Source organism: Rahnella sp. PCH160 (genome assembly GCF_047784855.1).
Lineage (GTDB): Bacteria > Pseudomonadota > Gammaproteobacteria > Enterobacterales > Enterobacteriaceae > Rahnella.
This window is the reverse complement of sequence record NZ_JBLOGT010000001.1, coordinates 4,422,270-4,443,681: the sequence shown is the minus strand read 5'-3', so window position 1 is coordinate 4,443,681 and position 21,412 is coordinate 4,422,270. Positions and strand designations below refer to the sequence as shown.

The window sequence follows — 21,412 nt, the reverse complement described above, 5'->3', positions numbered from 1 at the left end:
CTTTCCTTGGTCTGCCTTAATCCGGGTAGCCCTGCGGGTTTTTCGATTGCCACAGCCAGGTGTCATTGGCCATGTCTTCCAGCGTGCGTGTCACTTTCCAGTGGAGTTCTTTCTCGGCTTTGGACGGGTCAGCCCAGTAGGCAGGCAGGTCGCCGTCGCGGCGCGGTGCAAACGTATAGTTCACCGGTTTTCCGCAGGCTTTGCTGAAGGCATTAATCACTTCCAGCACGCTCTGGCCGAAGCCCGCGCCAAGGTTGTAAATGTGAACGCCCGCCTTGTTGTGCAGGTTTTTCATTGCGGCGATATGGCCGTCGGCCAGATCGACCACGTGGATATAATCGCGAACGCCGGTGCCGTCAGGCGTCGGATAATCGTTCCCGAAAACCGCCACAGACTCGCGGCGACCCACGGCCACCTGCGCAATAAACGGCATCAGGTTGTTAGGCACGCCCTGCGGATCTTCACCCATCAGGCCGGACGGATGCGCGCCCACCGGGTTGAAATAGCGCAGCAGGGTCATGCTCCATTCCGGTTCCGCACGCTGAACGTCTTCAAGAATTTGCTCGACCATCAGTTTGCTGCGGCCGTATGGGCTGGAAGGGTTGCCGGTCGGGAAGTCTTCGACATACGGGGTTTTTGGCTGATCGCCATACACCGTGGCAGAAGAGCTGAAAATCAGGTTTTTAACGCCCGCTGCGCGCATTGCTTCGACCAGCACCAGCGTGCCGGTCACGTTGTTATCGTAATACGCCAGCGGTTTGGCGACGGATTCCCCGACGGCTTTCCATCCCGCGAAATGGATCACGGAGTGAATGTGATGTTCGCTGAAGATCTTATCGAGGAGTGCGCGGTCGCGGATATCCCCTTCATAGAATAGCGGCGTCTTGCCGGTCAGCGTATTGATACGCTCCAGAACGCTGACTTTGCTGTTGTGAAGGTTATCCAGAATGATGGGCGTAAAACCCGCATCAATCAGTTGCACGCATGTATGGCTTCCAATGTAACCGCTACCACCTGTGACTAAGACGTACATAATCGCTCCTCGATGAATATCGTGATGCAACGATAACACGCTGCAAGGCTGAAAAAGGTGATCCATCCCCAATAAAATGGAATCGCTTACACAAACAGTTTACCACCTTTCAATGCCGCCAGACAGGTGTTGTGCGTGATACAGAAAGCCTGTGATAGCCTGCCGGAAGCCATTAATACCGCTAAGTGTAATCGCTTACACGCAGGGTTGTGATTTATCCGCAGCAGCGTTTTGCGGCATTTTTCAGACTACAGCCGAGGGAAACGCCGACATTTTATCCAGCAACCAGCGGCGCAGAATCACGATATCGTCACGCCCGCTTTTCTCTTTTGTGGTCACCAGATAATAATTTGCACCGGGAAGATGGTGCGGGAAGGGGACGGTGAGGATGCCTTTTTCAATGAAATCCCGCGCCAGCAAACTGCTGACAATCGCCACACCCTGGCCGGCAATGGCAGCCTGAATCGCGTGAGTTTCATCGGTAAAACGCAACCCGTTGTCGATGTTGAGATCCTTCGGGCCGAAATGCGCACGCCAGTTTTCCCAGTCCGGAGAAGTGCGGGGAATGTGACGGTTTTCCACATGAAAAAGCGTCACGCCGGTCAGATCCGCCGGTATTTTCAGCGCCAGCGCGGGGCTGGCAACCAGAATAAATGTGTCCTGATACAGCAACGTCGAATCCAGCGATTCACCGGCGAATTCGCTGTAACGGATCGCCACATCCACGGTATTACGCGTTAAATCCACCAATTCGATGCCGGTGTGAAGACGCAAATCCATCGCCGGTGCCGCCAGCTTTAAATCTGCCAGACGCGGAACCAGCCAGTGCGTGAGAAAATTCGAGGTGGTGGTCAGCGTCAGCGCAGGCGGTAATCCGGCGTGATGAATTTCCTCCACGGCGGCCTGTAAACCGGCAAAAGCCTGACGCGTCGCCTGCCGCAAAATTTGCCCGGCGGCGGTCAGTTTCACCTCGCGGGCGCTGCGTTCAAAAACGACGGTGCCCAGTGCCTCTTCCAGAACACGGATCTGGTGGCTGATTGCCGTGGCGGTTACACCAATTTCTTCTGCGGCGCGTTTAAAACTGGCCTGCTGCGCCACGGCGTCGAATGCTTTAAGTGAACCCAGTGGCGGTAAACGGACTTTCTTCATGATGAGTTATTTTCATCCACGGCTGAAATCTGTGACTTTGATTGTTTTTAAAATAGGCGGTGTAATCTCCTTTATCAACACGATGAGGATGAATAACGTTCATCCTGATAGCGCAAGGTTTCGATCAAGGAGTTCTGTATGTCTGCCATTAATTTCCGGGTGCCAGCGCTGGCCTTTTCGCTCGGCACTGTATTTGTTCTGTCGCTGACCATGACGTTGCTGGGTGTGGCGCATCAGGGGCTGGATACGCCGCTCACGCACGGCTTTGCGGGCGCGGCGGCCATTTTTTTCACGCTGTTTATGGTCAGCGAACGTTATAACCCGCAGCCGCTTTTGCCGCAGACCTTGCGGGTTTGCACCGAATTACAAATAAGCCTCTGGGCCAGCGTTTTCTTCGCCGCCCTTGGCGTACCGGCTTTCTTCCTGCTCGGCTGGCTGCTGAAAAACAGTTACGGGTTCGGTCCGCTGCAAATCCTCCTGAGTTTTGCCCTGATCTTACTGATGGTCCGTGCCGGTCATGTGCTGGGTGAAAAAATTTTTACTGAAATCTCGACTGATAAACACTTCCTTTTGGGCTTTACGCTGGTCGCCGCCGCAACAGGGATTATTGCCGTGATGCCGGAAGGTTGTGCGTTCTGGCTGGCGCCGCTGCCCGCGATGATCATAAGCGGACTCGGGCTCGGGATGGTGAATCACGCCAGAAATGTCAGGTTGCAGGCCATTGCAGCGCACGGAAGATGGCTCAACGGCGTGGCACTTATCGCCAGCACCGTGGTTTCACTGGCGCTGCTGACAATGATAGTGACGCCATATCCCGGCTACGCGGGGCTGGAAAACGGGTTCACACTGCTGGGGATTTTTGCTCTGGCGGGCATGGTGGTGGCGCTGATGGCGGAGGAATAAACCCGCCCTCCGGTGGCCGGAAGGCGGGTGAAAAGTCAGAGTGCGTCAATCTGATAACGGTAAATCTCGCCTTCAGGAATAAAGCTCAGGCGGTGCGTAATGCACTCCGGTGCATCTTCCGCGTGATGTGAAACGAACAGCAATTGCGTGTCGCCTTCGCCAATCAGAATATCGACGAAGCGGCGTACCAGCTGGCGGTTTATCGGATCCAAACCCTGCAACGGTTCGTCGAGGATCAGCAGCGCCGGATGTTTCACCAGCGCGCGGGCAATCAGCGCCAGACGTTGTTGCCCCCATGACAGACTGTGGAATGGCGTGTCACCGGCATTGCCGCCGAGACCGAGTAATTCCAGCCACTGATTTGTGAGGAATCTCTGGCGGTCAGAAACCGCCTGATAAATGCCAATTGAATCGAAGAAACCGGACGTGATCACGTTGCGGACGCTGGTGCTGACGCGGTAATCCAGATGTAGGCTGCTGCTGACATAACCGATATGGCGCTTGATGTCCCAGATGGTTTCGCCGCTGCCGCGACGGCGGCCAAACAGCGTCAGATCGTTACTGTAGCCTTGCGCGTGATCGCCGGTGATCAGGCTGAGCAGCGTCGATTTTCCCGCGCCATTCTGCCCGGTGATCTGCCAGTGCTGACCGTGATCAACCTGCCAGCTTAAATTGTGCAGGATCGGTTTGTCGTTGTATTGCACCACGCCGTTGCGCAGGACGATCAGCGGGGAATCTTGTGGTGGCGTGACGCGCACCGTCGGATCCTCTGATTCCGGTACCGCCATACCGTTCAGGCTTTCGCTGTGCGCCAGTTGCGCGACCAGCGCATCCGCCATCACCTGCTCGCGCGGGCCGACGGACGCCAGCGTGCAATCCGCCAGCACACCGACGTTTTGCACGAATGACGGAATATCATCAAAGCGGTTGAGCACCAGCACCATCGTCTGGCCCTCGCGGGAAAGGGTTTCCAGCAACTGCGCCAGTTGTGCGCGGGCATTGACGTCCAGCCCGTCAAACGGCTCGTCGAGCACCAGTAAATCCGGCCGCTGCATCAGCACCTGACACAGCAGCGTCTTGCGGGTTTCGCCGGTGGATAAATATTTGAACCGCCGATCGAGTAATTTTTCGAGTCCAAACTGTGCGGCAAGCACGGCGCAGCGGGCAGGATCGCGCACTTCTTCCTGAATGATTTCCGCCGTCGTCCGGCCGGTATCGTCTTCACCTTCACTCAGTAAATCGGTGTTATTGCGTTGCCATTCATCGGCGACCAGTTCCTGGAGTTGCTCGAACGAAAGACGAACGGTATGCGGGAAACGGTTTTCGCGGGTGCCTTTGAGCAGGGTTAAATCGTCTGCCAGCGCGCGGGCCAGCGCGGATTTACCGCTGCCATTCGAACCGACGAATGCCCAGCTGTCGGCCTGAAGAATACTGAGATCGGAAAGTGTGAGAGTTCGGGTATCGCTGAGGCGAAAAACGCCTTGCGAGATATGCAACGACGACATTGTTCATCCCTTTTTCCCGTCATACTTCAAGTTACATGTGCGTTGGCTACGTTCACTCACCCGAATCACTTACTTATGTAAGCTCATCGGGATTCACTCTCTTGCCGCCTGCCTGAAACTCGAATTATTTAGGGAAATGAATTTTGATTGATAAATTAAGGGATAAGCGCTGCACTCTCTCAAGTCAATTGACAATTCTGCAAAATGTTAACGCTGATTCTGCAAGATTCTGATTTTTTTATCTTTTCAGCACAGCGTGGCGATGATCACCTTGTCATCATCAAACTGCGCGAAGACGTTCTGGCCGGTTTTCAGTGCCAGACGGTCAATGTCGGTGTTGGGCACCATGGCGCACAGCGTTTCGCTGCCGGGTAATTTCACCAGCACTTCGCTGTTATGCTCGCCGCGCTGAATACTGATGACGTCACCCTGCAAGGCGTTGTGCGGATTCTCTGCCGTAAAGCCAAGGGTTATCCACGGCGCTTTAATCAGCACCAGCACTTCTTTGCCCGGCGTGAGCGCCAGACGGTCGGCACTTTGTTCGGTGATCGCCGCACGAATTTGCGTTTTCCCGTCGGCCAGCATGATGTCGATATGCTGCTGAACAACCTCATGCGAACGATCTACCACATTGCCGAAAAACTGATTGCGGGCGCTGGTTTGCAGCGAGAAACGCGAAATCGCCGCCAGCAGGCTGTCGAGCGGCAGGGAGTCTTCTTTCAGTACATCAAAGGCTTTTTGCTGGATTTGCGCCAGCAGTTCGTACAGCTGGATCAGGCGCTCACCGTAGGGCGTCAGCACGGCGCCACCGCCGCCTTTGCCGCCGGTGCTGCGGTCAACCAGGGTCTGGTCTGCCAGCTGATTCATTTCATTAATAGCATCCCATGCGCTTTTGTAGCTGATGCCCGCGAGCTTCGCCCCCTGACTGATTGAGCCGGTATGGCGTACCTGCCGCAGCAATTCGATACGCCGCGGATCGGCGAATAACCGCTGCTGGAGTTTAAGGGTTAAGAGAATTTCGGCTTGCATTGCAGCGTCCTTATTAGAATCATTCTTCATTGTCGCCGTTAAACCCACAAGCAGGCAAGTTGGCTAAATGCTAAAGTAATCACAGTCCGGTGCTGTTATTATCCGCAACAGATTGATTTTCCGTTTTGACTTCAAGCACGAAGTCCAACACTGCCTTCGGGCCGTTCAGCCAGTTAAGTGAGGCTATCATGTTAGAATTATTAGAAAGTTTGATCTTCGCCGCCATCATGGTACCGATTTTCATCGCGGTAATCCTGGGTCTGATCTGGGGACTGGGTGAAGTTTTCAACGTCATTTCCAAAGTCGGCCACTCTAAAGAGTCCCGAAATACCCCATTAGTAAAATAAGCGAAGGGGTTTAATCCGCTTTCCGAAGAGCCCGGCCATTGTGCCGGGTTTTCTATTTTCAGGGTAAGATCAAGAAACCGCAGGTTCTTAATGTTCGTGGGGATAAAACGGATGACATCAATTTTTTCGACGCTATATTGGTGATTACATAACGTAACATCACTTCATAAGGAAGAATAAAACTGATGAAAACCTCCTGGGGCAAATTGCTAACCGCGACCGTCATGATCGCAGGTCTGGGCGTTCAGGCGCAGGCTGCTGAAAAAATTACGGTCTTTGCCGCCGCGTCGCTGACCAATGCGTTGCAGGATATCGCCACGCAATATCAGAAAGAGAAGGGCGTGCAGGTTGTGTCTTCTTTCGCTTCCTCTTCAACGCTGGCGCGCCAGATTGAGCAGGGCGCGCCAGCGGATATGTTTATCTCTGCCGACCAGCAGTGGATGGATTACGCCATCAGCAAGCAGGAAATCGTCGATAACACCCGTTACACCCTGCTGGGTAACGAACTGGTGCTGATTTCTGCGAAAACCAGCAAAATCGATAAAGTCGATATTTCTGAAAAAACGGAGTGGACCAAATTGCTGGGCGACAGCCGTCTGGCGGTGGGCGATCCGGACCACGTTCCGGCGGGCATTTATGCCAAAGAAGCCCTGCAAAAATTGGGTGCCTGGACCACGCTGGAACCTAAGCTGGCGCGCGCCAGCGACGTTCGTGCGGCGATGGCTCTGGTTGAACGCGAAGAAGCGCCGCTGGGTATCGTTTATGGCTCGGATGCGATTGCCAGCAAAAAAGTCAAAGTGGTCGGCATCTTCCCGGCAGCCAGCCACAAACCGGTTGAATATCCGATGGCGATTGTCAAAGGCCACGAAAATGCCACCGTCAGTGGTTTCTATGATTATCTGAAAACCCCTGCGGCCACAGAAATCTTCAAGAAATACGGTTTCACACCGCGCGGATAATCCGTTTATCGCAGAAATCCTAAAGTCATCCCTCCGGGGATGACTTTATAAAGCGTTAATCCTCTCCTGAAATCGCGTGAGCAAAACGTCCTTAACACCCCATCTTGCGTCGCCCGTGACTGCTGATTAAAGGCTTTACTTTTTTTGCCGATATTTTAGGTTTACTGCTTCACATTTTATCCAGGACAAACGAACCGACATGATGTTGAGTGAATATGAGTGGCAGGCGGTACTTCTCAGTTTGAAAGTCTCGAGCCTGGCCGTTGTTTGCAGCCTTCCTCTGGGTATTCTGATGGCGTGGATTTTGGTCCGCTGTCGTTTCCCCGGTAAATCACTGCTCGACAGCATTATCCATTTGCCGCTGGTGTTACCGCCGGTGGTGATCGGTTATTTGCTGCTGGTGGTCATGGGGCGACGCGGCGTGATCGGGCAGTGGCTTTACAATTGGTTCGGTTTCAGTTTTAGTTTTAGCTGGCACGGTGCGGTGCTGGCATCCGCCGTTGTGGCATTTCCGCTGATGGTGCGGGCTATACGCCAGTCGCTTGAGGCCGTCGATCCCAAACTTGAGCTTGCCGCCCGAACGCTCGGTGCGTCGCCGTGGCGGGTGTTTTTCACCATTACGCTGCCGTTGTCCGTGCCCGGTGTCATCGTCGGTGTTGTGCTGGCCTTCGCCCGTTCGCTGGGTGAATTTGGCGCGACCATCACGTTCGTTTCCAACATTCCGGGGGAAACGCGCACTATTCCGCTGGCGATGTATACCCTGATCGAAACCCCCGGTGCAGAAAGTGCCGCCGCACGGCTTTGCGTGCTGGCGATCCTGCTGTCTCTGGCGGCGTTACTGATTTCTGACTGGCTGGCAAAACGCAGCCGCATACGGCTGGGAGGCTGAAATGCTTGAACTTGATTTCAGCCAGAAGCTGGGTGACCTGGATTTACAGATTTCTCAAGAATTACCCGCGCAGGGCATTACCGCGATTTTCGGTTTGTCCGGTGCGGGAAAAACGTCCCTGATCAACGCCATCTGCGGCCTGACAAAACCGGACGCTGGCCGTATCGCGCTCAACGGGCGGATTTTGTCCGACACGCAGAACAACATTTTTCTGCCGCCGGAAAAGCGCCGCGTGGGGTATGTTTTTCAGGATGCGCGGCTCTTTCCGCACTATCGCGTGCGGGGGAATCTGCAATATGGCATGGCGACCTCGATGCGCAGTCAGTTCGACAGCATCGTCCGGCTGCTGGGCATCGGCGCTATACTTGACCGCTTCCCGCTGACGTTGTCCGGCGGCGAAAAACAGCGCGTGGCGATTGGCCGTGCGCTGCTCACTGCTCCGGAAATTCTGCTGATGGACGAACCGCTGGCAGCGCTGGATCTTCCGCGTAAACGCGAGCTGATGCCGTATCTGGAGCGTCTGGCGCAGGAAGTCAGCATTCCTGTTTTGTATGTGACGCACAGCCTGGATGAAATTCTGCGTCTGGCGGACAAAGTCATGGTGCTGGATGCCGGTAAAGTGCTGGCGATGGGCGCGCTGGAAGACGTGTGGGCGAGCAACGTGATGCGCCCGTGGCTGCCGAAAGAAGAGCAGAGCAGCGTGCTGAATGTCAGCGTGCTGGAACATCATCCGCGTTACGAAATGACCGCGCTGGCGATTGGCGATCAGCGATTATGGATCAGCAAAGTGGAAGAAGCGCCCGGCACACCGCTGCGCGTGCGCGTGAATTCCACCGATGTTTCGCTGGTGCTGCAACCGACGGCCAACAACAGTAGCATCCGCAATATTCTGCCCGCGAAAGTGCTGGAATGTCTGGATGTCGGCAATCAGGTCGAAGTGAAACTGGCAATGGCCGACCACATTCTCTGGGCCCGCATTACGCCCTGGGCGCGCGATGAACTGATGGTGCGATCTGGCCAGTGGCTGTACGCGCAGATCAAAAGTGTGTCGGTAAACCGTTAAGCCGCAGGCGCTTTAGACGCGTGATAAAGCGCCAGAACCTTTTCGGCAAATTCATCATCCAGAATATAGAAATAACACTCCGGCACGTTCAGCACGCGGGCGAAATGGCACATGGTGTCGAAGTTCGGGCTGTACGTGCCGTTTTCATATTGTGATACCCGTGAACGCGCGGTGCTTTCATCAATACCCGCCATAACGCCCAGTTTTTCCTGCGTCAGTTTCGCTTTTGTTCGGGCTGATTTCAGTCGGTACGAGATCATCGTCAATAACCATAAAAAGAGTATTGACGTTATGTTTAGCATTACTTAACATCATTGTTGTTTAGAGTTACTACATATCGTAAGGTGAAAGTGTAGTTCACTTTTCTGAATACCGTATAAACAACAAAGGATGAACGATGAATATGGAAAATGACTGGCACCCTGCGGATATCATCGCCGGGTTACGCAAGAAAAGAACCACGCTGGCGGCGGTTTCGCGGGAAGCCGGTTTAGGCTCCTCAACGCTGGCAAATGCGCTGGCGCGCCCGTGGGCGAAGGGCGAAATGATTATTGCCAAAGCGCTGGGTATTCCGCCGTCGGCAATCTGGCCCAGCCGGTATTTTGATTCACAAATGCGGTCAATTCCGCGATGCATCAGGCCGGCAAAGAGTAAAACCGAAATAAAGACAGATTGATGATTTTCTGGCAGAAAAAACGCCTTCCTCTGTAGCAGGGGAAGGCGCGAAAAGCGGAGAATTCAGTTCAGGACTTTCGTGCGGATAACGTCAGCAATGCCCGGTGTTTCGTGATCGCCAATGACCAGCGCCGCGCGTTCTTTTATCGCATCCGCCGCATTGCCCATCGCCACGCCCAGACCGACATTTTCCAGCATGCTCAGGTCATTGTAGTTATCGCCAAAGGCCACCACATCCTGCATGCTCATACCCTGAGATTCGACCCACTCTTGTAAGCGACGGCCTTTGCTGTTGCCGCCTTTCGCCACATCCACCTGATCGTGCCACGACCACTCGCAGGCCAGACCCAGATCGTTTTCCACCTGCGCGGCAAACGTATGCAGCGCATCCAGATCCTGATGGGAGGTCGCAAATTTCCAGATGGATTGCGCGTCGTCTGCGGCTTCACGCAGGCTGTTCACCTGAACGATATTTGGGCGCTGATGTTCCGGCAGGCTCTGACCCCAGGCAATAGAACGGGTTACGTGGGCGCTGGGCTGCTGATACAGCATCGCATCATCGACATAAAGCAGACCGTGAATACCGTGATGATCCAGCAAGTCGATCACTTTCCTGGCTTTCACGCTGTCGAGCGGGTCAGAGGTTAAGACCTTACGTGCCTGATAATCATACAAATAAGTTCCGTTACAACAGATAGCAGGTGTGTCGAGCTCTAATGCCTGATAAAACGGATGAATTGCCACATGATGGCGACCAGTGACGACAACCACTTTGATGCCCTGTGCGCGGGCATCGGCCAGTGCGGCAAGGGATTCAGGAAGAATACGTTTTTGACGGTCCAGCAGCGTACCGTCGAGATCAAGCGCAATAATGCGATAAGTCATGAGCAGTCCATCGTAATTGTGGGTGGATCGAAGAAATTATCATCATGTTACCGTGTTAAGCCTGCTATTTAAACCTTGGATCCGGCACCTTTAGTGCCGCCAGGGCGTTGAGTAATCGTGTTAACCTGAGCTACGCTTTTAAAAAGTCTACCCACTCATTCGGTTTTAATAAGGAGATGTGATGAAGCAAGTTGTCTACGTTGCCAGCCCTGATAGTCAGCAAATCCACGCTTTTCGTCTGGCGGACAATGGTGAACTGAGTCTGCTGCAAACGGTGGAAGTGCCGGGACAGGTTCAGCCGATGGTTATCCATCCTGACGGTCATCGTTTGTATGTCGGCGTGCGCCCGGAGTTTGGCGTGCTGACGTACCGCATTGATCATGAAGGGAAACTGGAAGAAGCCGCGATGGCTCCGCTGCCGGGCAGCCCGACGCATCTGGGGATCGACCTGCAGGGGCGCTTTGTGTTCTCGGCGTCTTACAGCTTTAATAACGTCAGCATCCATCCGCTGGATGAAAAAGGTCACGCGCTTGCACCGGTGCAGGTTCTGGAAAATATCCAGGCACCGCACTCCGCCAATATCGACCCGACGAACCAGTTGCTGATGATCCCGGCGCTTAAAGAAGACCGTATCCGTCAGTACGACTTCAGCCAGAAGGGTGAAGCGACGCCGCATCAGACCGCCAGCGAGCTGCGCACTGTTGAAGGTGCCGGTCCGCGCCACATGGCGTTCCACCCGAATCATCACTTTGCCTACTGTGTAAATGAGCTTAACAGCAGCGTGGATGTGTACCAGAAAGACGTCGGCACCGGCGAATATCGTCAGGTGCAAACCCTGGGCATCATGCCTGATGATTTTGCCGGAACCTGCTGGGCGGCTGATTTGCACATCACGCCGGATGGGAAATTCCTTTACGCCTCCGACCGGACTGCCAGCCTGATTTCTGTGCTGTCGGTGTCCGCCGATGGCAGTGAGCTGGCGCTGACAGGGCACCATGCAACGCAGACGCAGCCACGCGGTTTCAATATCGACTTCACCGGCCAGTACGTGATCACGGCCGGTCAGAAATCGGATGCCATCGAAGTCGCCAAAATCAATCCGCAAAACGGCCAGCTGACCACGCTGAAAACCTACCCGGTGGGCAAAGGGCCGATGTGGGTAAGCATTCTGGAAATTGATTAATCACGCTTGTTTATTGGTGAGGTTATTTAATGGTTCTTTTTGATCTTTCAATAATACCGTTGTGAAATAATGATCAAGCCCCTGTATTAAGGGGCTTTTTATTGCCTGAGCCTTTCTGGCTATTGATAAGAAATATTTTAACTTTCCTCTAAATGTTGACCCTTCCGGGTCGATAACTCTCCCGTTATTCACTCATTCTTCGGTGGCGGTGCCACTTCAGAGTCAGTCCATTTGGAAAACAGAGAGAAGAAAATGAATGTACTTTCAGGGATCACTGGCCGCTTTCGCCATGCGACCATCGGCAATAAACTCGGTGCAAGTTTTGCGCTGGTGTTGCTGCTGGGATCCTTTATCGCTGTGTCGGGTATCTATCATCTGACCAGCATCAACGAACGCGCCGAAAAGGCCACACTGCTGAAAACCGTCAACGATTTGCTCAGTGGTGCAAAATTTTCCCGGCTTTCGTATATGGCGACCAAAGACCCCAAATTTGTCGAAGAGAACCGTCTGGCGCTGGATAAGCTCGAAGCCCGGCAGGCCGAGGTCTCGGCGTACACTTGGGATGCTGAAGATCAGTCTCTGGTGCAAGCCATGCCGGAAAACATCCGTCGTTACCGTGAAAGCTGGCAGCAAACGCTTAATCCCCCTGCGGGCCGTGACCCCAAAGACATTACCGCGCAACTGGCGCAAGCCGGGCTGGCGCTGACCACCGCTTCGAATACGCTGCTCGATCACGAAATGAGCAATCTGCATGAAGAAGTCAGCCAGACCATTCAGGAGATGCTGGCGATTATCGTGGCGACGGTTATCGCGAGCGTTCTGATTGCCTGGCGGATCACGCGCGGGCTGACGCTTCCGCTGCGCCGGACGCTGGAAACTGCCGAACGGATTGCCGCCGGTGACCTCTCGACGCACGCCACCAGCCACAGCCACGACGAAGTGGGGCAACTGACCCGTGCAATCGAAGGCATGAATAAAAATCTGCACGGCATCATTGGTGATATCCGCGAAGGGGTAACTCAGGTCACGCGTGCCTCCAGCGAGATTGCCGCGGGCAACATTGATTTGTCAGCGCGTACCGAAGAACAGGCCGCGGCGTTGGGGCAGACGGCGGCCAGCATGGAGCAGTTAACCTCGACCGTGAAACAGAATGCCGATAACGCCACGCAGGCGAGCCAGCTGGCCTCTGATGCAGCGGACACGGCAGCGCGTGGCGGCAAACTGGTTTCCGACGTGGTGGGCGTGATGAAAGAGATTGCCGTCAGCTCGAAGCAGATTTCTGAAATCACCACCGTTATCAACAGCATTGCCTTCCAGACCAATATTCTGGCGCTGAATGCCGCCGTAGAAGCAGCGCGCGCCGGTGAGCAGGGTCGTGGATTTGCGGTGGTGGCCAGTGAAGTGCGCAGCCTCGCGCAGCGCAGCGGGCAGGCGGCTAAAGAGATCGAAGGGTTAATCCAGAAATCGGTCACCAACGTCAATAACGGCTCAACGCTGGTGGAAAAAGCGGGCGATACGATGGAAGAAATTGTCGGTTCCGTCCGCCACGTCACGCAGATCATTCATGAAATTGCGTCGGCGTCGGATGAGCAAAGCCGGGGGATCAGCCAGATTGCGCTGGCCGTTGCCGAGATGGACACGGTGACGCAGCAAAACTCCGCGCTGGTTCAGCAGTCCGCCAGTGCCGCTGCATCGCTCGATGAGCAGGCGCTGAATCTGGAACGGACCGTTTCGGTGTTCCGTCTCGGCAACGAAAGGGCATAACCGGACAGTACTTCTGCTCAAAAAAATGCCGCCGGAGTTTCCTCCGGCGGCATTTTTATTGCGTCAGACTGAATTACTTCGCAGGCTGAGTCAGCACGTTGTTGTACTGCCACAGGCGGTTGAAGTTCGTGTCGTTCAGGTTGCGCTGTTGTTTTTCATCTTTCGGCACGTTGCCAACAAACGGATGACCGGAGAAGACGGCGTCGCCCCACGGGTTCATCTGGTCGTAGCTGTTGTCGAAGCTGCTGTCGCGGATCACCAGCTGACTGCTGGAATCACTGACATCCCATGCACGGCCCATTTTCGCTTTCGCTGACTGCTCGAAACCACGGTCACCGGTCAGGTTGCTGTCGATCACCAGGAAGCCGTAAGGTGCGGCGGCTGGCGTGTTAGGTGCGAAGATTGACGCCTGTTTCACGCCACGGCTGCTGACGGTGTGGAATTCAACGTGGTCGAATACGGCATTTGCACGGCCAAACACGTAATCCACATCACCCACGATCAGGCTGTTATGCACATATGCCCGGCTGTAACGGCTGTTGTCGGTCTGGTTGTGGATGTTGGCGGTGTTCACCATAAAGGTGTTCTGACGTCCAATCAGACGCACATTATCCAGAATCACGTTGTCGCCGTCGGTACGCAGCGCCACGGCTGAATGATCGCCGCCGTCTACGGTATCGAGCAGGGCGTTACCAATGGTCAGGTTTTGCAATTGCAGGCCGTTGCTTTGTGACCAGACGGTCGCCGTACAGCCTGTACCGATGGTTTCGGTCGTCACGGTGGCGCAGTTCTGGAACATATAGAATGCGCGATCGCCCGGCAGGAACTGGCCGTTCGGGCTGACGGTTGCACGGTACGCGGCCGGTGCGGCAGAGGCTTCCAGCGTCTGGGTCAGCGTGACATCTGCGGAGCTGTTGCCTGCACCGAATAAGGTGATTTGCGGTGCGCCAGAAGGAATGTAAACCGTGCCGTTGTAAGTCCCCGGCAGGATTTTAATGAAGATACGCTCACCGTGGTTACGCACAGCCAGCGCGGCATTTACCGCCTGTTGGACGCTGGAATACGATGCGCCATCGGTGCCTAATTGCGGGCCAACGACAAAATTGGTTTTTGCGGCGTCAGTGCTTGCCAGTTTAGGGAACCAGCCCTGTTGCTGAACCTGCAAAGAAGGGCCGCCAAAGGCCAGATATTTTTTCGCTGTAAAATTGGCCGCTTCGTCCGCTGATAACACGGGCAGTGACGCGGTGCCCGGAGCAACCTGGCTGGATAAGCCTTGATGGCTGCTGCTACATGCCGCCAAAATCAGACTGGCAGACAACATAGCGCACGCGCGTGACAGGGTGGAAATTTTCACTGTGACTGACTCCTTGATGAAGAAAGTTATTCTTTTTTTCAATGTCGCGGCCATTGCCGCAATAAAAAAACGGTGGCCAGTAAAACTGACCACCTTTTCTGCGTCTTTTATACCACAGGAATCAGCTGTATATCACTGTCAGTGATGCTTTGCCGCAAGCAGAGTCAGATCATTTACTGATCTCCGCGCCGCCGAGCAATTTCAGCAAGGCCTGTGCAACGGCTTTGGACGATGCCGGGTTCTGGCCGGTGATCAGTTTGCCATCAGTGACCACGTAAGGACGCCAGTCGGCAGCCTTACTGTAATCACCGCCGTGCTTTTTCAGTTCGTCTTCGACCAGGAAAGGTACGATGTCGGTCAGACCCACCGCGTCCTCCTCGCTGTTGCTAAACCCGGTGACGCGCTTGTCTTTAACCAGCGGCGTGCCATCGTCGAGTAATACATTGCGCAAGACGCCGGGCGCGTGACAGACCGCAGACACCGGTTTGCCTGCCGCCCAGAATGCCTTAATCAATTCGACCGAATCTGCGTCTTCTGCCAGATCCCACAACGGGCCGTGGCCGCCGGGATAAAAAATGGCGTCGAAATCAGCGGCATTCACATCCGCCAGTTTCACCGTCGTGGCCAGCGCGTGTTGTGCGCTTTTGTCCTGACGGAAACGCGCCGTGGTTTCCGTCTGCGCATCCGGCTCATCGCTTTTCGGATCCAGTGGCGGTTGTCCGCCTTTCGGCGAAGCCAGCGTTAGTTTCGCGCCTCCATCCAGAAATTCGTAATAAGGCGCGGTGAATTCTTCCAGCCAGAAACCGGTTTTCTTGCCGGTTTCCCCGAGTTTATCGTGTGATGTCAGTACAATCAGTAATTTCATGTTACCTCCTGTGGACGCCGTCAGGGATCAATCCTGCCCGACACGAACGACCAGTTTGCCAAAGTTTTTACCCTCAAGCAGACCGAAAAACGCCTGTGGTGCGTTTTCCAGCCCTTCTACAACATCCTCGCGGAACTTCACTTTCCCTGCGTTGAACCATTCACCCATCTGGTGCGCAAATTCCGCATAACGATGGCCGTAATCATCAAAAATAATGAAGCCCTGGACACGCAAACGCTTTCTCAAAATCGTACTGGCAAACAATGACAGACGGTCGTGACCTTCTTTCAGGCCGGTGGCATTGTATTGTGAAACCAGTCCGCACACCGGAATGCGGGCTTTGGTATTGAGCAGCGGAAGAACCGCGTCAAACACCGCGCCGCCGACATTTTCGAAATACACGTCAATACCGTCAGGGCAGGCGGCTTTGAGGCGTTGATCCAGATCGGGCGCACGGTGGTCTAAACATTCGTCGAAGCCGAAATGCTCCACGGCGTAGCGGCATTTCTCCTCGCCACCCGCGATACCCACCACGCGGCAGCCTTTGATTTTACCGATTTGCCCGACCAGGGATCCGACCGGCCCGGTTGCGGCGGCGACCACCAGCGTTTCGCCCGGTTTCGGCTCACCGATATCCAGCAGGCCCATAAACGCGGTGAAGCCCGGCATCCCCAGCACGCCCAATGCCAGAGAAGGCTGCTTAAGTGCAGCGCCTTCCAGCTTTTTCACTTCACTGGCGTTCACGACGGCGTAATCCTGCCAGCCGGTACTGCCCACGACGAGATCACCGGTTTTGAAATCCGGGTTATGAGATTCCACTACGCGGGACACCGCGCCGCCGGTCATCACTTCACCGATTTGCACCGGCGCGGCATACGAAGGCGCGTCGGACATCCGCCCGCGCATGTAAGGGTCGAGAGAAAGCCAGATTGTGCGCAATAAAAGCTGACCTTCTTTGGCCACCGGCAGCGGGGATTTTTCCAGACGGAAATTGTCATCAACAGGTTTACCATGAGGGCGGGACGCCAGAACGATGCGGCGGTTTTCAGACTGAGATTGAGACATACCAATACCTTCCCGTTTCATATAAGAGAGTTAAAAGTCGACGTAATTAGGAATAAGTATAGGACGCGAAGTTGTTTTCGCATGAAGCGGTTTATGCCATGTTCTTGAATAAGGCCGGCAGTCAATATTCTGTGCTTTAACCGAACAGCCACGTTACATCAGCTTATGTTGCCCTCTCCTTGCTTCCCACTCATAACATTCTTCGGTATCGATATTCACCATTTTCAATATGTGAAAGCTGTTTTCACTCGAATACAAAGCGAAAACATAAGAGAGCACTGTGCACAACAGATACATTTCTCCTTCACACAAGAAAGGTTCCTGATGCAGGTAAATTATTGATGTTATGCCGCGAACCGGAACACCCTTAAACAGACGATCGACAGGGCGAGTATCAATTTTTTCTATAGCATCCAGCTTTTGTTCAGATAATACAGAGAGGTTCGGATGGCTTATACCGGGTATATCGAAATCGCGTAAGACCTGTTTGATCGCCTCGGTATCGAGCAGCGTCAGATAACTGAGATTCATACTCGACAGCAAAGACCAATGTTGTTCAGCATCCGTCAGTGGCGGTAAAGGTTGTGTGGGTTTGGTGATATTCGTGAATGACGCTATGGCCGGATTGACTTCGGTACAGCGGTTAATATCGCCTTTTTCCAGAAACTCAGGGACTTCTCTGTTAGTGCAACTCAATGAAGTTATGATGTCTTCCTTCTTGTTCCCTGTTTTAGGTATTGCAGCAGGGCGTCCGTCGGCATGGGAAAAGGAAATATTATGATCAAATCGGTTATGTAACATCGATGTATTTCGCTGAATGTGATAATAAATACTCTCAGTGCCCTTTGCACTTTCACCGCAACTGGGGGAACTCTCTAGTGATTTGTAAACTTGTTCCTGGCGTTTAGCCGATTTACCTTTTTGTTTGTTTCCTGAGCGAATTTTATTTCTTACTTGAGTGACAGAGAAAATATCATAGTATTCAGGGTAACGCTGGCTGGCTAATAATGGATAACTTTTGCTTTCTTCATTACGTCTTATTTTCTCACTTTCATGCGGGAAAATATTTACTGAAGGGGAACAGTGCAGACGGAAAGTATTATTTTTTACATTAAGGTCAGCAGGGAAGGGTTTATTGAAGTGAAATCTGAATGTGATTTCATCAGTAAAGAAATTAACAGGTATTTTACGGAATCCGGTAATATCAAAAAACATAAAGCTGTCCTGATAGCATAAATATTCCTGTAATACTTTGAATCCGCAACTGGAATGTTCCGGATAGGGTAAAAGCATATCCAGCGTTTCAAAACCTATTGGTTTGATTAACATGTCGGGTTGCGGGAGATTGTATCCACCTGACAGTAATTCGATGTCCGTGAGATTTTGAGATAACCAGAGGTAAAGCTGATAGCGGGTGTATTTATCTTCGTCACTTAGCCAGAATCGTAACTTATTGAGATCAAGATCATTAAGATTAGCCAGCCGGCTTATGGAAATATTGATGTCCAGCATACCGGACTGGAGACTGCTGTTGGTCACCACCGTGTCGATATGTAAAGGCATTAGCCAGACATCGCGACTCAGTGTGAATTTACAGGGGGGTTTTGAGGCGTCTGAAGGGGTGTTCTCTGCAAGGTTTATAGGGGCACTTTGTAAAACCATGCCTTTAGTCACCCGTGTCGGTGTGGTTATTTCATCAACAGCCGGTGAAAACTCAATGATTGCCATCGACGGCAACGGACGTAAATAGCTCGGCCACAACGTATTCAGCATTGGGTGGGTTATTTCGGGAAAAGAATCTTCAATACGGGTTCTGACATGCCCGGATAAAATAGAAAATGCTTCAAAGACTCTTTCTATATCGGGTTCTGAATCTTTACTTTCCAGAAAGGATGTCAGATGCGGATTTTCTTTGGCTAACATTTTAGCAAGCTGACGTAAATAATCTAACTCTTCACGGTAATAACGTTCTTCATTGTTCATAGTGAATTCTGATGGAATGAGTTTAATTAAAATAATGCATTATTTTAATCTTAAAAGTTTGATAATAATCAAATAACAAAGATAAAAATTAGCGTTCAATAAAACCCGAAAAGAAATTAACGCGAAAAGATTTTAATTGGTAATGATTAAGCTTAAATAAATAACTAAGTTATATGTGTTATTTCCCCATCCATTAAACGGACGTTTGTATCACTTATAAGGAAATAGGATGTCCCGATCAGGAACGCGTTTCACGTTTGAAATAGACGGTCTGCCAGCTGAGACCTTTACGGTGATGGATTTCCACCTTTCCCAGTCCTATTCCTCACTCTTTGCCCTTAATATCAGCCTTGCCAGCGCTGAACAGGCCATACCCTTTGAAGATATTCTTGATGAAACCGGCGTACTGACAATCTGGCAAGGCGAACAGCCTCAGCGCCGGGTAAAAGGCGTGGTGACCTGCTGTGAGCAGGGCGATACCGGCAAACATCAGACCGTGTATCAGCTGAGCGTTCGTCCGTTCCTGTGGCGGAGCAGCCAGCGCAGGAACTGCCGCAGTTTTCAAAACACAGATCCCAAAGGCATCATCGGCAAGCTTCTGACCGAAATGGATACCGGCAGTCATGATGAACTGTTTCGTAATCCACATCCGCAGCGTGAGTTTTGCGTACAATTTATGGAAACGGATTACGCTTTTATTTCACGCCTTGTTGCTGAAGAAGGGATCTTCTTTTACGAGCAGGAAAACCTGGAAGGCGACGATCAGCAACTTGTATTCGCCGACGACCGTGCGGGATTACAGATGCTGGAGCCACTTCCGTATAACCCCAACGCCGCTTCCGAAGCTGAAACGTACTGCATAAACTATTTCCGCCGCAATGCTCAGATCAGCCCGGCGAAGGCCACGACCAAAGATTATACCTTTACGGCACCAAACTGGCAGGCCGAGTACCAGCAGGTACCGGAACGCATGCCTTATCAACGCCCTGACTATGAGTTTTTTGATTATCCGGGCCGTTTCAAAGATGAACAGCATGGCGCAGATTTTGCCCGTTACCAGCTGGATGGCTGGCGTAATGAAGTGGATTTTGTCGTCGGTGCCTCTAACTCGCCGCAGCTCCAACCGGGCGTCTGTTTTCCCCTGACCGATCATCCGCGCGAGGATTTAAATGACCGCTGGCAGGTTATTTCGGTTGATATGCACGGGGAACAACCGCAGGCACTGATTGGGCAGGGTGGTCAGGGGACGACCTTAAATACCCGGTTTAAAGCGATCCCGTGGAGCCAGACCTGGAGGCCAGAGCCTTTGCCCAAACCACGTGTCGATGGCCCGCAAATTGCGCTTGTGACCGGCCCGGCGGGTGAAGAAATCTATTGCGATAAACATGGCCGCGTGCGGGTGAAATTCGCCTGGGACCGATACAACAACGCGGATCAATCAAGCTCATGTTGGGTGCGTGTTTCTCAGGCATGGGCCGGAACGGGGTTCGGTAATATCGCGATCCCCCGGGTGGGTCAGGAAGTCATTGTTGATTTCCTTAACGGCGACCCCGACCAACCCATCATTACCGGCAGAACGTATCACGCCGCCAACCGTGCGCCGGGCAATCTTCCCGCGACTAAAACGCAGACAGCCATTCGCACAAAAACCTATAAAGGCGATGGCTTTAACGAACTGCGTTTCGAAGATGCCCCCTCTCAGGAAGAGATTTATATTCACGCAGAAAAAGACATGAACCACATTATCAACAACGACAGAACCAGCCTGACGAAACGACATTCGGTCGATAAAGTGCAGGGGAACAGTGCGACGTTGGTGACCCAAAATAATGTAGTTCATGTGGATGGAACCCAAAATACTTTTGTCGGTGGCAACTGCGTTTGGTCAGTCGGTAAAGCTTTTGGAGACGGATTCCGAAATATGGATTTGTCGAAATATCACGATGGGGCTGCATATCATTTAAAAAATTTGGCGTTTTCTGCGGGTGTACATGGCATTGTGCCGGGAAGCGGAAATATGATTTTACGGGTAGAAGGCAGCCGGACCGAACACATCAATATGACTGATACGAGTTCAACATTAGGAGCCAAAACAGTCAATGCAGGAGGAATTATTACTCTGAATGCCGGAACAATGATGAATTTATTTTCCGGTGAGAATAGCAAAGAAGTATGCGGAGGAACAAAAATAATTAAGGCGAGTGAAAATATTGAGTTTCACGCAGGCGCTTCCTCAATATGTCTGGGTAAGGATGGGCACATTTCTATCAGAGGTCTCTCTATCTCAATTGAAGGTAGTGAAGTCATTATTTTAAAATCCAAAAAAATAGAATTGGAAGGATAAAATGGCGCAAATAAAAAAGAAAATTGCTTTAGTATTTTTTGTTTTATTTCTAGGCGTAATTTCTATCGAAGGCGGAATGAGGTTCGCCATATGGCGGTCTTTAAGAGAGGTAGTTCCTGAGAAGGCCTCATACACATTGTTGATAGAAAAGTTTGAAGTGCTGGACATGAGTATTGGTTGTATTACAAAAGGAGACTCTAATTATTTAGGTTTTTTTTATACTCCTTGGATACTATCAAGCCTCAAAGCGAAAATTATTTGCAGATATACTAGTGAACATATGCAACTTAGAATTTTTACAAATGAACGGGTTATAGATTATCACTGGAGTTTTTCATCACTTAGTTTCAAAGAAGATCTTTATAATTAAATTTGAGGTGGGTATGTTTAATATATTTAGTGAAAATAAAGATGGAG

General features: G+C 52.3%; 22 protein-coding genes. 10 read left to right on the top strand and 12 right to left on the bottom strand.

The genetic code is table 11. The annotated features are described in order from the left end of the window. Window positions 1-16: 16 nt before the first annotated feature. Window positions 17-1,033 carry a UDP-glucose 4-epimerase GalE gene (galE, locus tag ACM5QY_RS20730; protein ID WP_416122496.1) on the bottom strand — a complete coding sequence of 339 codons (1,017 nt, stop codon included), beginning with the start codon at window positions 1,031-1,033 and terminating at the stop codon, window positions 17-19. 243 nt (window positions 1,034-1,276) lie between these two features. Beyond that, complete coding sequence (locus ACM5QY_RS20725; RefSeq protein WP_416122495.1) at window positions 1,277-2,182, bottom strand: LysR substrate-binding domain-containing protein; 906 nt, start codon at window positions 2,180-2,182, stop codon at window positions 1,277-1,279. A gap of 138 nt (window positions 2,183-2,320) precedes the next feature. Here ACM5QY_RS20725 and ACM5QY_RS20720 point away from each other — a divergent pair, with 138 nt between their 5' ends. Then, the gene (locus tag ACM5QY_RS20720) at window positions 2,321-3,085 is read left to right on the top strand and encodes an MFS transporter (RefSeq protein ID WP_416122494.1); all 765 of its coding nucleotides are present in this window, start codon (window positions 2,321-2,323) and stop codon (window positions 3,083-3,085) included. A 35-nt stretch (window positions 3,086-3,120) separates the two neighbouring features. Here ACM5QY_RS20720 and modF read toward each other — a convergent pair whose 3' ends face one another. From modF to ACM5QY_RS20705, 3 genes are all read right to left on the bottom strand, one after another. Continuing rightward, on the bottom strand, window positions 3,121-4,590 hold the full coding sequence (gene modF, locus ACM5QY_RS20715) for a molybdate ABC transporter ATP-binding protein ModF (RefSeq protein ID WP_416122493.1): 1,470 nt from the start codon (window positions 4,588-4,590) through the stop codon (window positions 3,121-3,123). A 246-nt stretch (window positions 4,591-4,836) separates the two neighbouring features. Beyond that, complete coding sequence (modE, locus tag ACM5QY_RS20710) at window positions 4,837-5,619, bottom strand: molybdenum-dependent transcriptional regulator (protein ID WP_416122492.1); 783 nt, start codon at window positions 5,617-5,619, stop codon at window positions 4,837-4,839. 79 nt (window positions 5,620-5,698) lie between these two features. Continuing rightward, a complete protein-coding gene (locus ACM5QY_RS20705; protein WP_416122969.1) occupies window positions 5,699-5,863 on the bottom strand; it encodes a hypothetical protein in 165 nt (54 codons plus the stop codon). Between ACM5QY_RS20705 and ACM5QY_RS20700 the strand changes: the two genes are divergently transcribed. From ACM5QY_RS20700 to modC, 4 genes are all read left to right on the top strand, one after another. Further along, entirely contained in the window at window positions 5,808-5,966 is a 159-nt protein-coding gene (locus tag ACM5QY_RS20700) for an AcrZ family multidrug efflux pump-associated protein (RefSeq protein WP_416122491.1), read from the top strand. The genes ACM5QY_RS20705 and ACM5QY_RS20700 overlap by 56 nt on opposite strands. Window positions 5,967-6,151: 185 nt before the next feature. Beyond that, complete coding sequence (gene modA / locus ACM5QY_RS20695) at window positions 6,152-6,925, top strand: molybdate ABC transporter substrate-binding protein (protein WP_416122490.1); 774 nt, start codon at window positions 6,152-6,154, stop codon at window positions 6,923-6,925. Window positions 6,926-7,124: 199 nt separating this feature from the next. Then, window positions 7,125-7,814: a molybdate ABC transporter permease subunit gene (gene modB, locus ACM5QY_RS20690; protein WP_416122489.1), complete on the top strand. Its 690-nt coding sequence runs from the start codon at window positions 7,125-7,127 to the stop codon at window positions 7,812-7,814. 1 nt (window position 7,815) lies between these two features. Then, entirely contained in the window at window positions 7,816-8,877 is a 1,062-nt protein-coding gene (gene modC, locus ACM5QY_RS20685) for a molybdenum ABC transporter ATP-binding protein ModC (protein WP_416122488.1), read from the top strand. Here modC and ACM5QY_RS20680 read toward each other — a convergent pair. Beyond that, complete coding sequence (locus tag ACM5QY_RS20680; protein ID WP_416122487.1) at window positions 8,874-9,137, bottom strand: helix-turn-helix transcriptional regulator; 264 nt, start codon at window positions 9,135-9,137, stop codon at window positions 8,874-8,876. The genes modC and ACM5QY_RS20680 overlap by 4 nt on opposite strands. Window positions 9,138-9,280: 143 nt before the next feature. On the opposite strand from ACM5QY_RS20680, the gene ACM5QY_RS20675 reads away from it, so the two are divergent. Continuing rightward, window positions 9,281-9,553 (top strand): helix-turn-helix domain-containing protein, encoded by a 273-nt coding sequence (locus ACM5QY_RS20675; protein ID WP_416122943.1) that lies wholly within the window; start codon window positions 9,281-9,283, stop codon window positions 9,551-9,553. A gap of 62 nt (window positions 9,554-9,615) precedes the next feature. On the opposite strand, the gene ACM5QY_RS20670 is transcribed toward ACM5QY_RS20675, so the two are convergent. Next, window positions 9,616-10,437 carry a pyridoxal phosphatase gene (locus ACM5QY_RS20670; protein ID WP_416122486.1) on the bottom strand — a complete coding sequence of 274 codons (822 nt, stop codon included), beginning with the start codon at window positions 10,435-10,437 and terminating at the stop codon, window positions 9,616-9,618. A 181-nt stretch (window positions 10,438-10,618) separates the two neighbouring features. On the opposite strand from ACM5QY_RS20670, the gene pgl reads away from it, so the two are divergent. Then, complete coding sequence (gene pgl / locus ACM5QY_RS20665) at window positions 10,619-11,620, top strand: 6-phosphogluconolactonase (RefSeq protein WP_416122485.1); 1,002 nt, start codon at window positions 10,619-10,621, stop codon at window positions 11,618-11,620. On the opposite strand, the gene ACM5QY_RS20660 is transcribed toward pgl, so the two are convergent. Next, window positions 11,621-11,812, bottom strand: a complete 192-nt coding sequence (locus ACM5QY_RS20660) for a hypothetical protein (RefSeq protein ID WP_416122484.1) — start codon at window positions 11,810-11,812, stop codon at window positions 11,621-11,623. A 60-nt stretch (window positions 11,813-11,872) separates the two neighbouring features. Here ACM5QY_RS20660 and ACM5QY_RS20655 point away from each other — a divergent pair, with 60 nt between their 5' ends. Then, complete coding sequence (locus ACM5QY_RS20655; RefSeq protein WP_416122483.1) at window positions 11,873-13,384, top strand: methyl-accepting chemotaxis protein; 1,512 nt, start codon at window positions 11,873-11,875, stop codon at window positions 13,382-13,384. Between the two features lie 73 nt (window positions 13,385-13,457). Here ACM5QY_RS20655 and ACM5QY_RS20650 read toward each other — a convergent pair whose 3' ends face one another. From ACM5QY_RS20650 to tssF, 4 genes are all read right to left on the bottom strand, one after another. Further along, window positions 13,458-14,738: a putative acyl-CoA thioester hydrolase gene (locus tag ACM5QY_RS20650; protein WP_416122482.1), complete on the bottom strand. Its 1,281-nt coding sequence runs from the start codon at window positions 14,736-14,738 to the stop codon at window positions 13,458-13,460. Between the two features lie 169 nt (window positions 14,739-14,907). Then, window positions 14,908-15,603: a type 1 glutamine amidotransferase domain-containing protein gene (locus ACM5QY_RS20645; RefSeq protein WP_416122481.1), complete on the bottom strand. Its 696-nt coding sequence runs from the start codon at window positions 15,601-15,603 to the stop codon at window positions 14,908-14,910. Between the two features lie 27 nt (window positions 15,604-15,630). Further along, complete coding sequence (locus tag ACM5QY_RS20640; RefSeq protein ID WP_416122480.1) at window positions 15,631-16,668, bottom strand: NADP-dependent oxidoreductase; 1,038 nt, start codon at window positions 16,666-16,668, stop codon at window positions 15,631-15,633. Window positions 16,669-16,821: 153 nt separating this feature from the next. Further along, window positions 16,822-18,651 carry a type VI secretion system baseplate subunit TssF gene (gene tssF / locus ACM5QY_RS20635; RefSeq protein WP_416122479.1) on the bottom strand — a complete coding sequence of 610 codons (1,830 nt, stop codon included), beginning with the start codon at window positions 18,649-18,651 and terminating at the stop codon, window positions 16,822-16,824. Between the two features lie 229 nt (window positions 18,652-18,880). Here tssF and tssI point away from each other — a divergent pair, with 229 nt between their 5' ends. Together tssI and ACM5QY_RS20625 are read left to right on the top strand one after the other, a co-directional pair. Beyond that, entirely contained in the window at window positions 18,881-20,995 is a 2,115-nt protein-coding gene (tssI, locus tag ACM5QY_RS20630; protein WP_416122478.1) for a type VI secretion system tip protein TssI/VgrG, read from the top strand. 1 nt (window position 20,996) lies between these two features. After that, a complete protein-coding gene (locus tag ACM5QY_RS20625; protein WP_416122477.1) occupies window positions 20,997-21,365 on the top strand; it encodes a hypothetical protein in 369 nt (122 codons plus the stop codon). Window positions 21,366-21,412 lie beyond the last annotated feature (47 nt).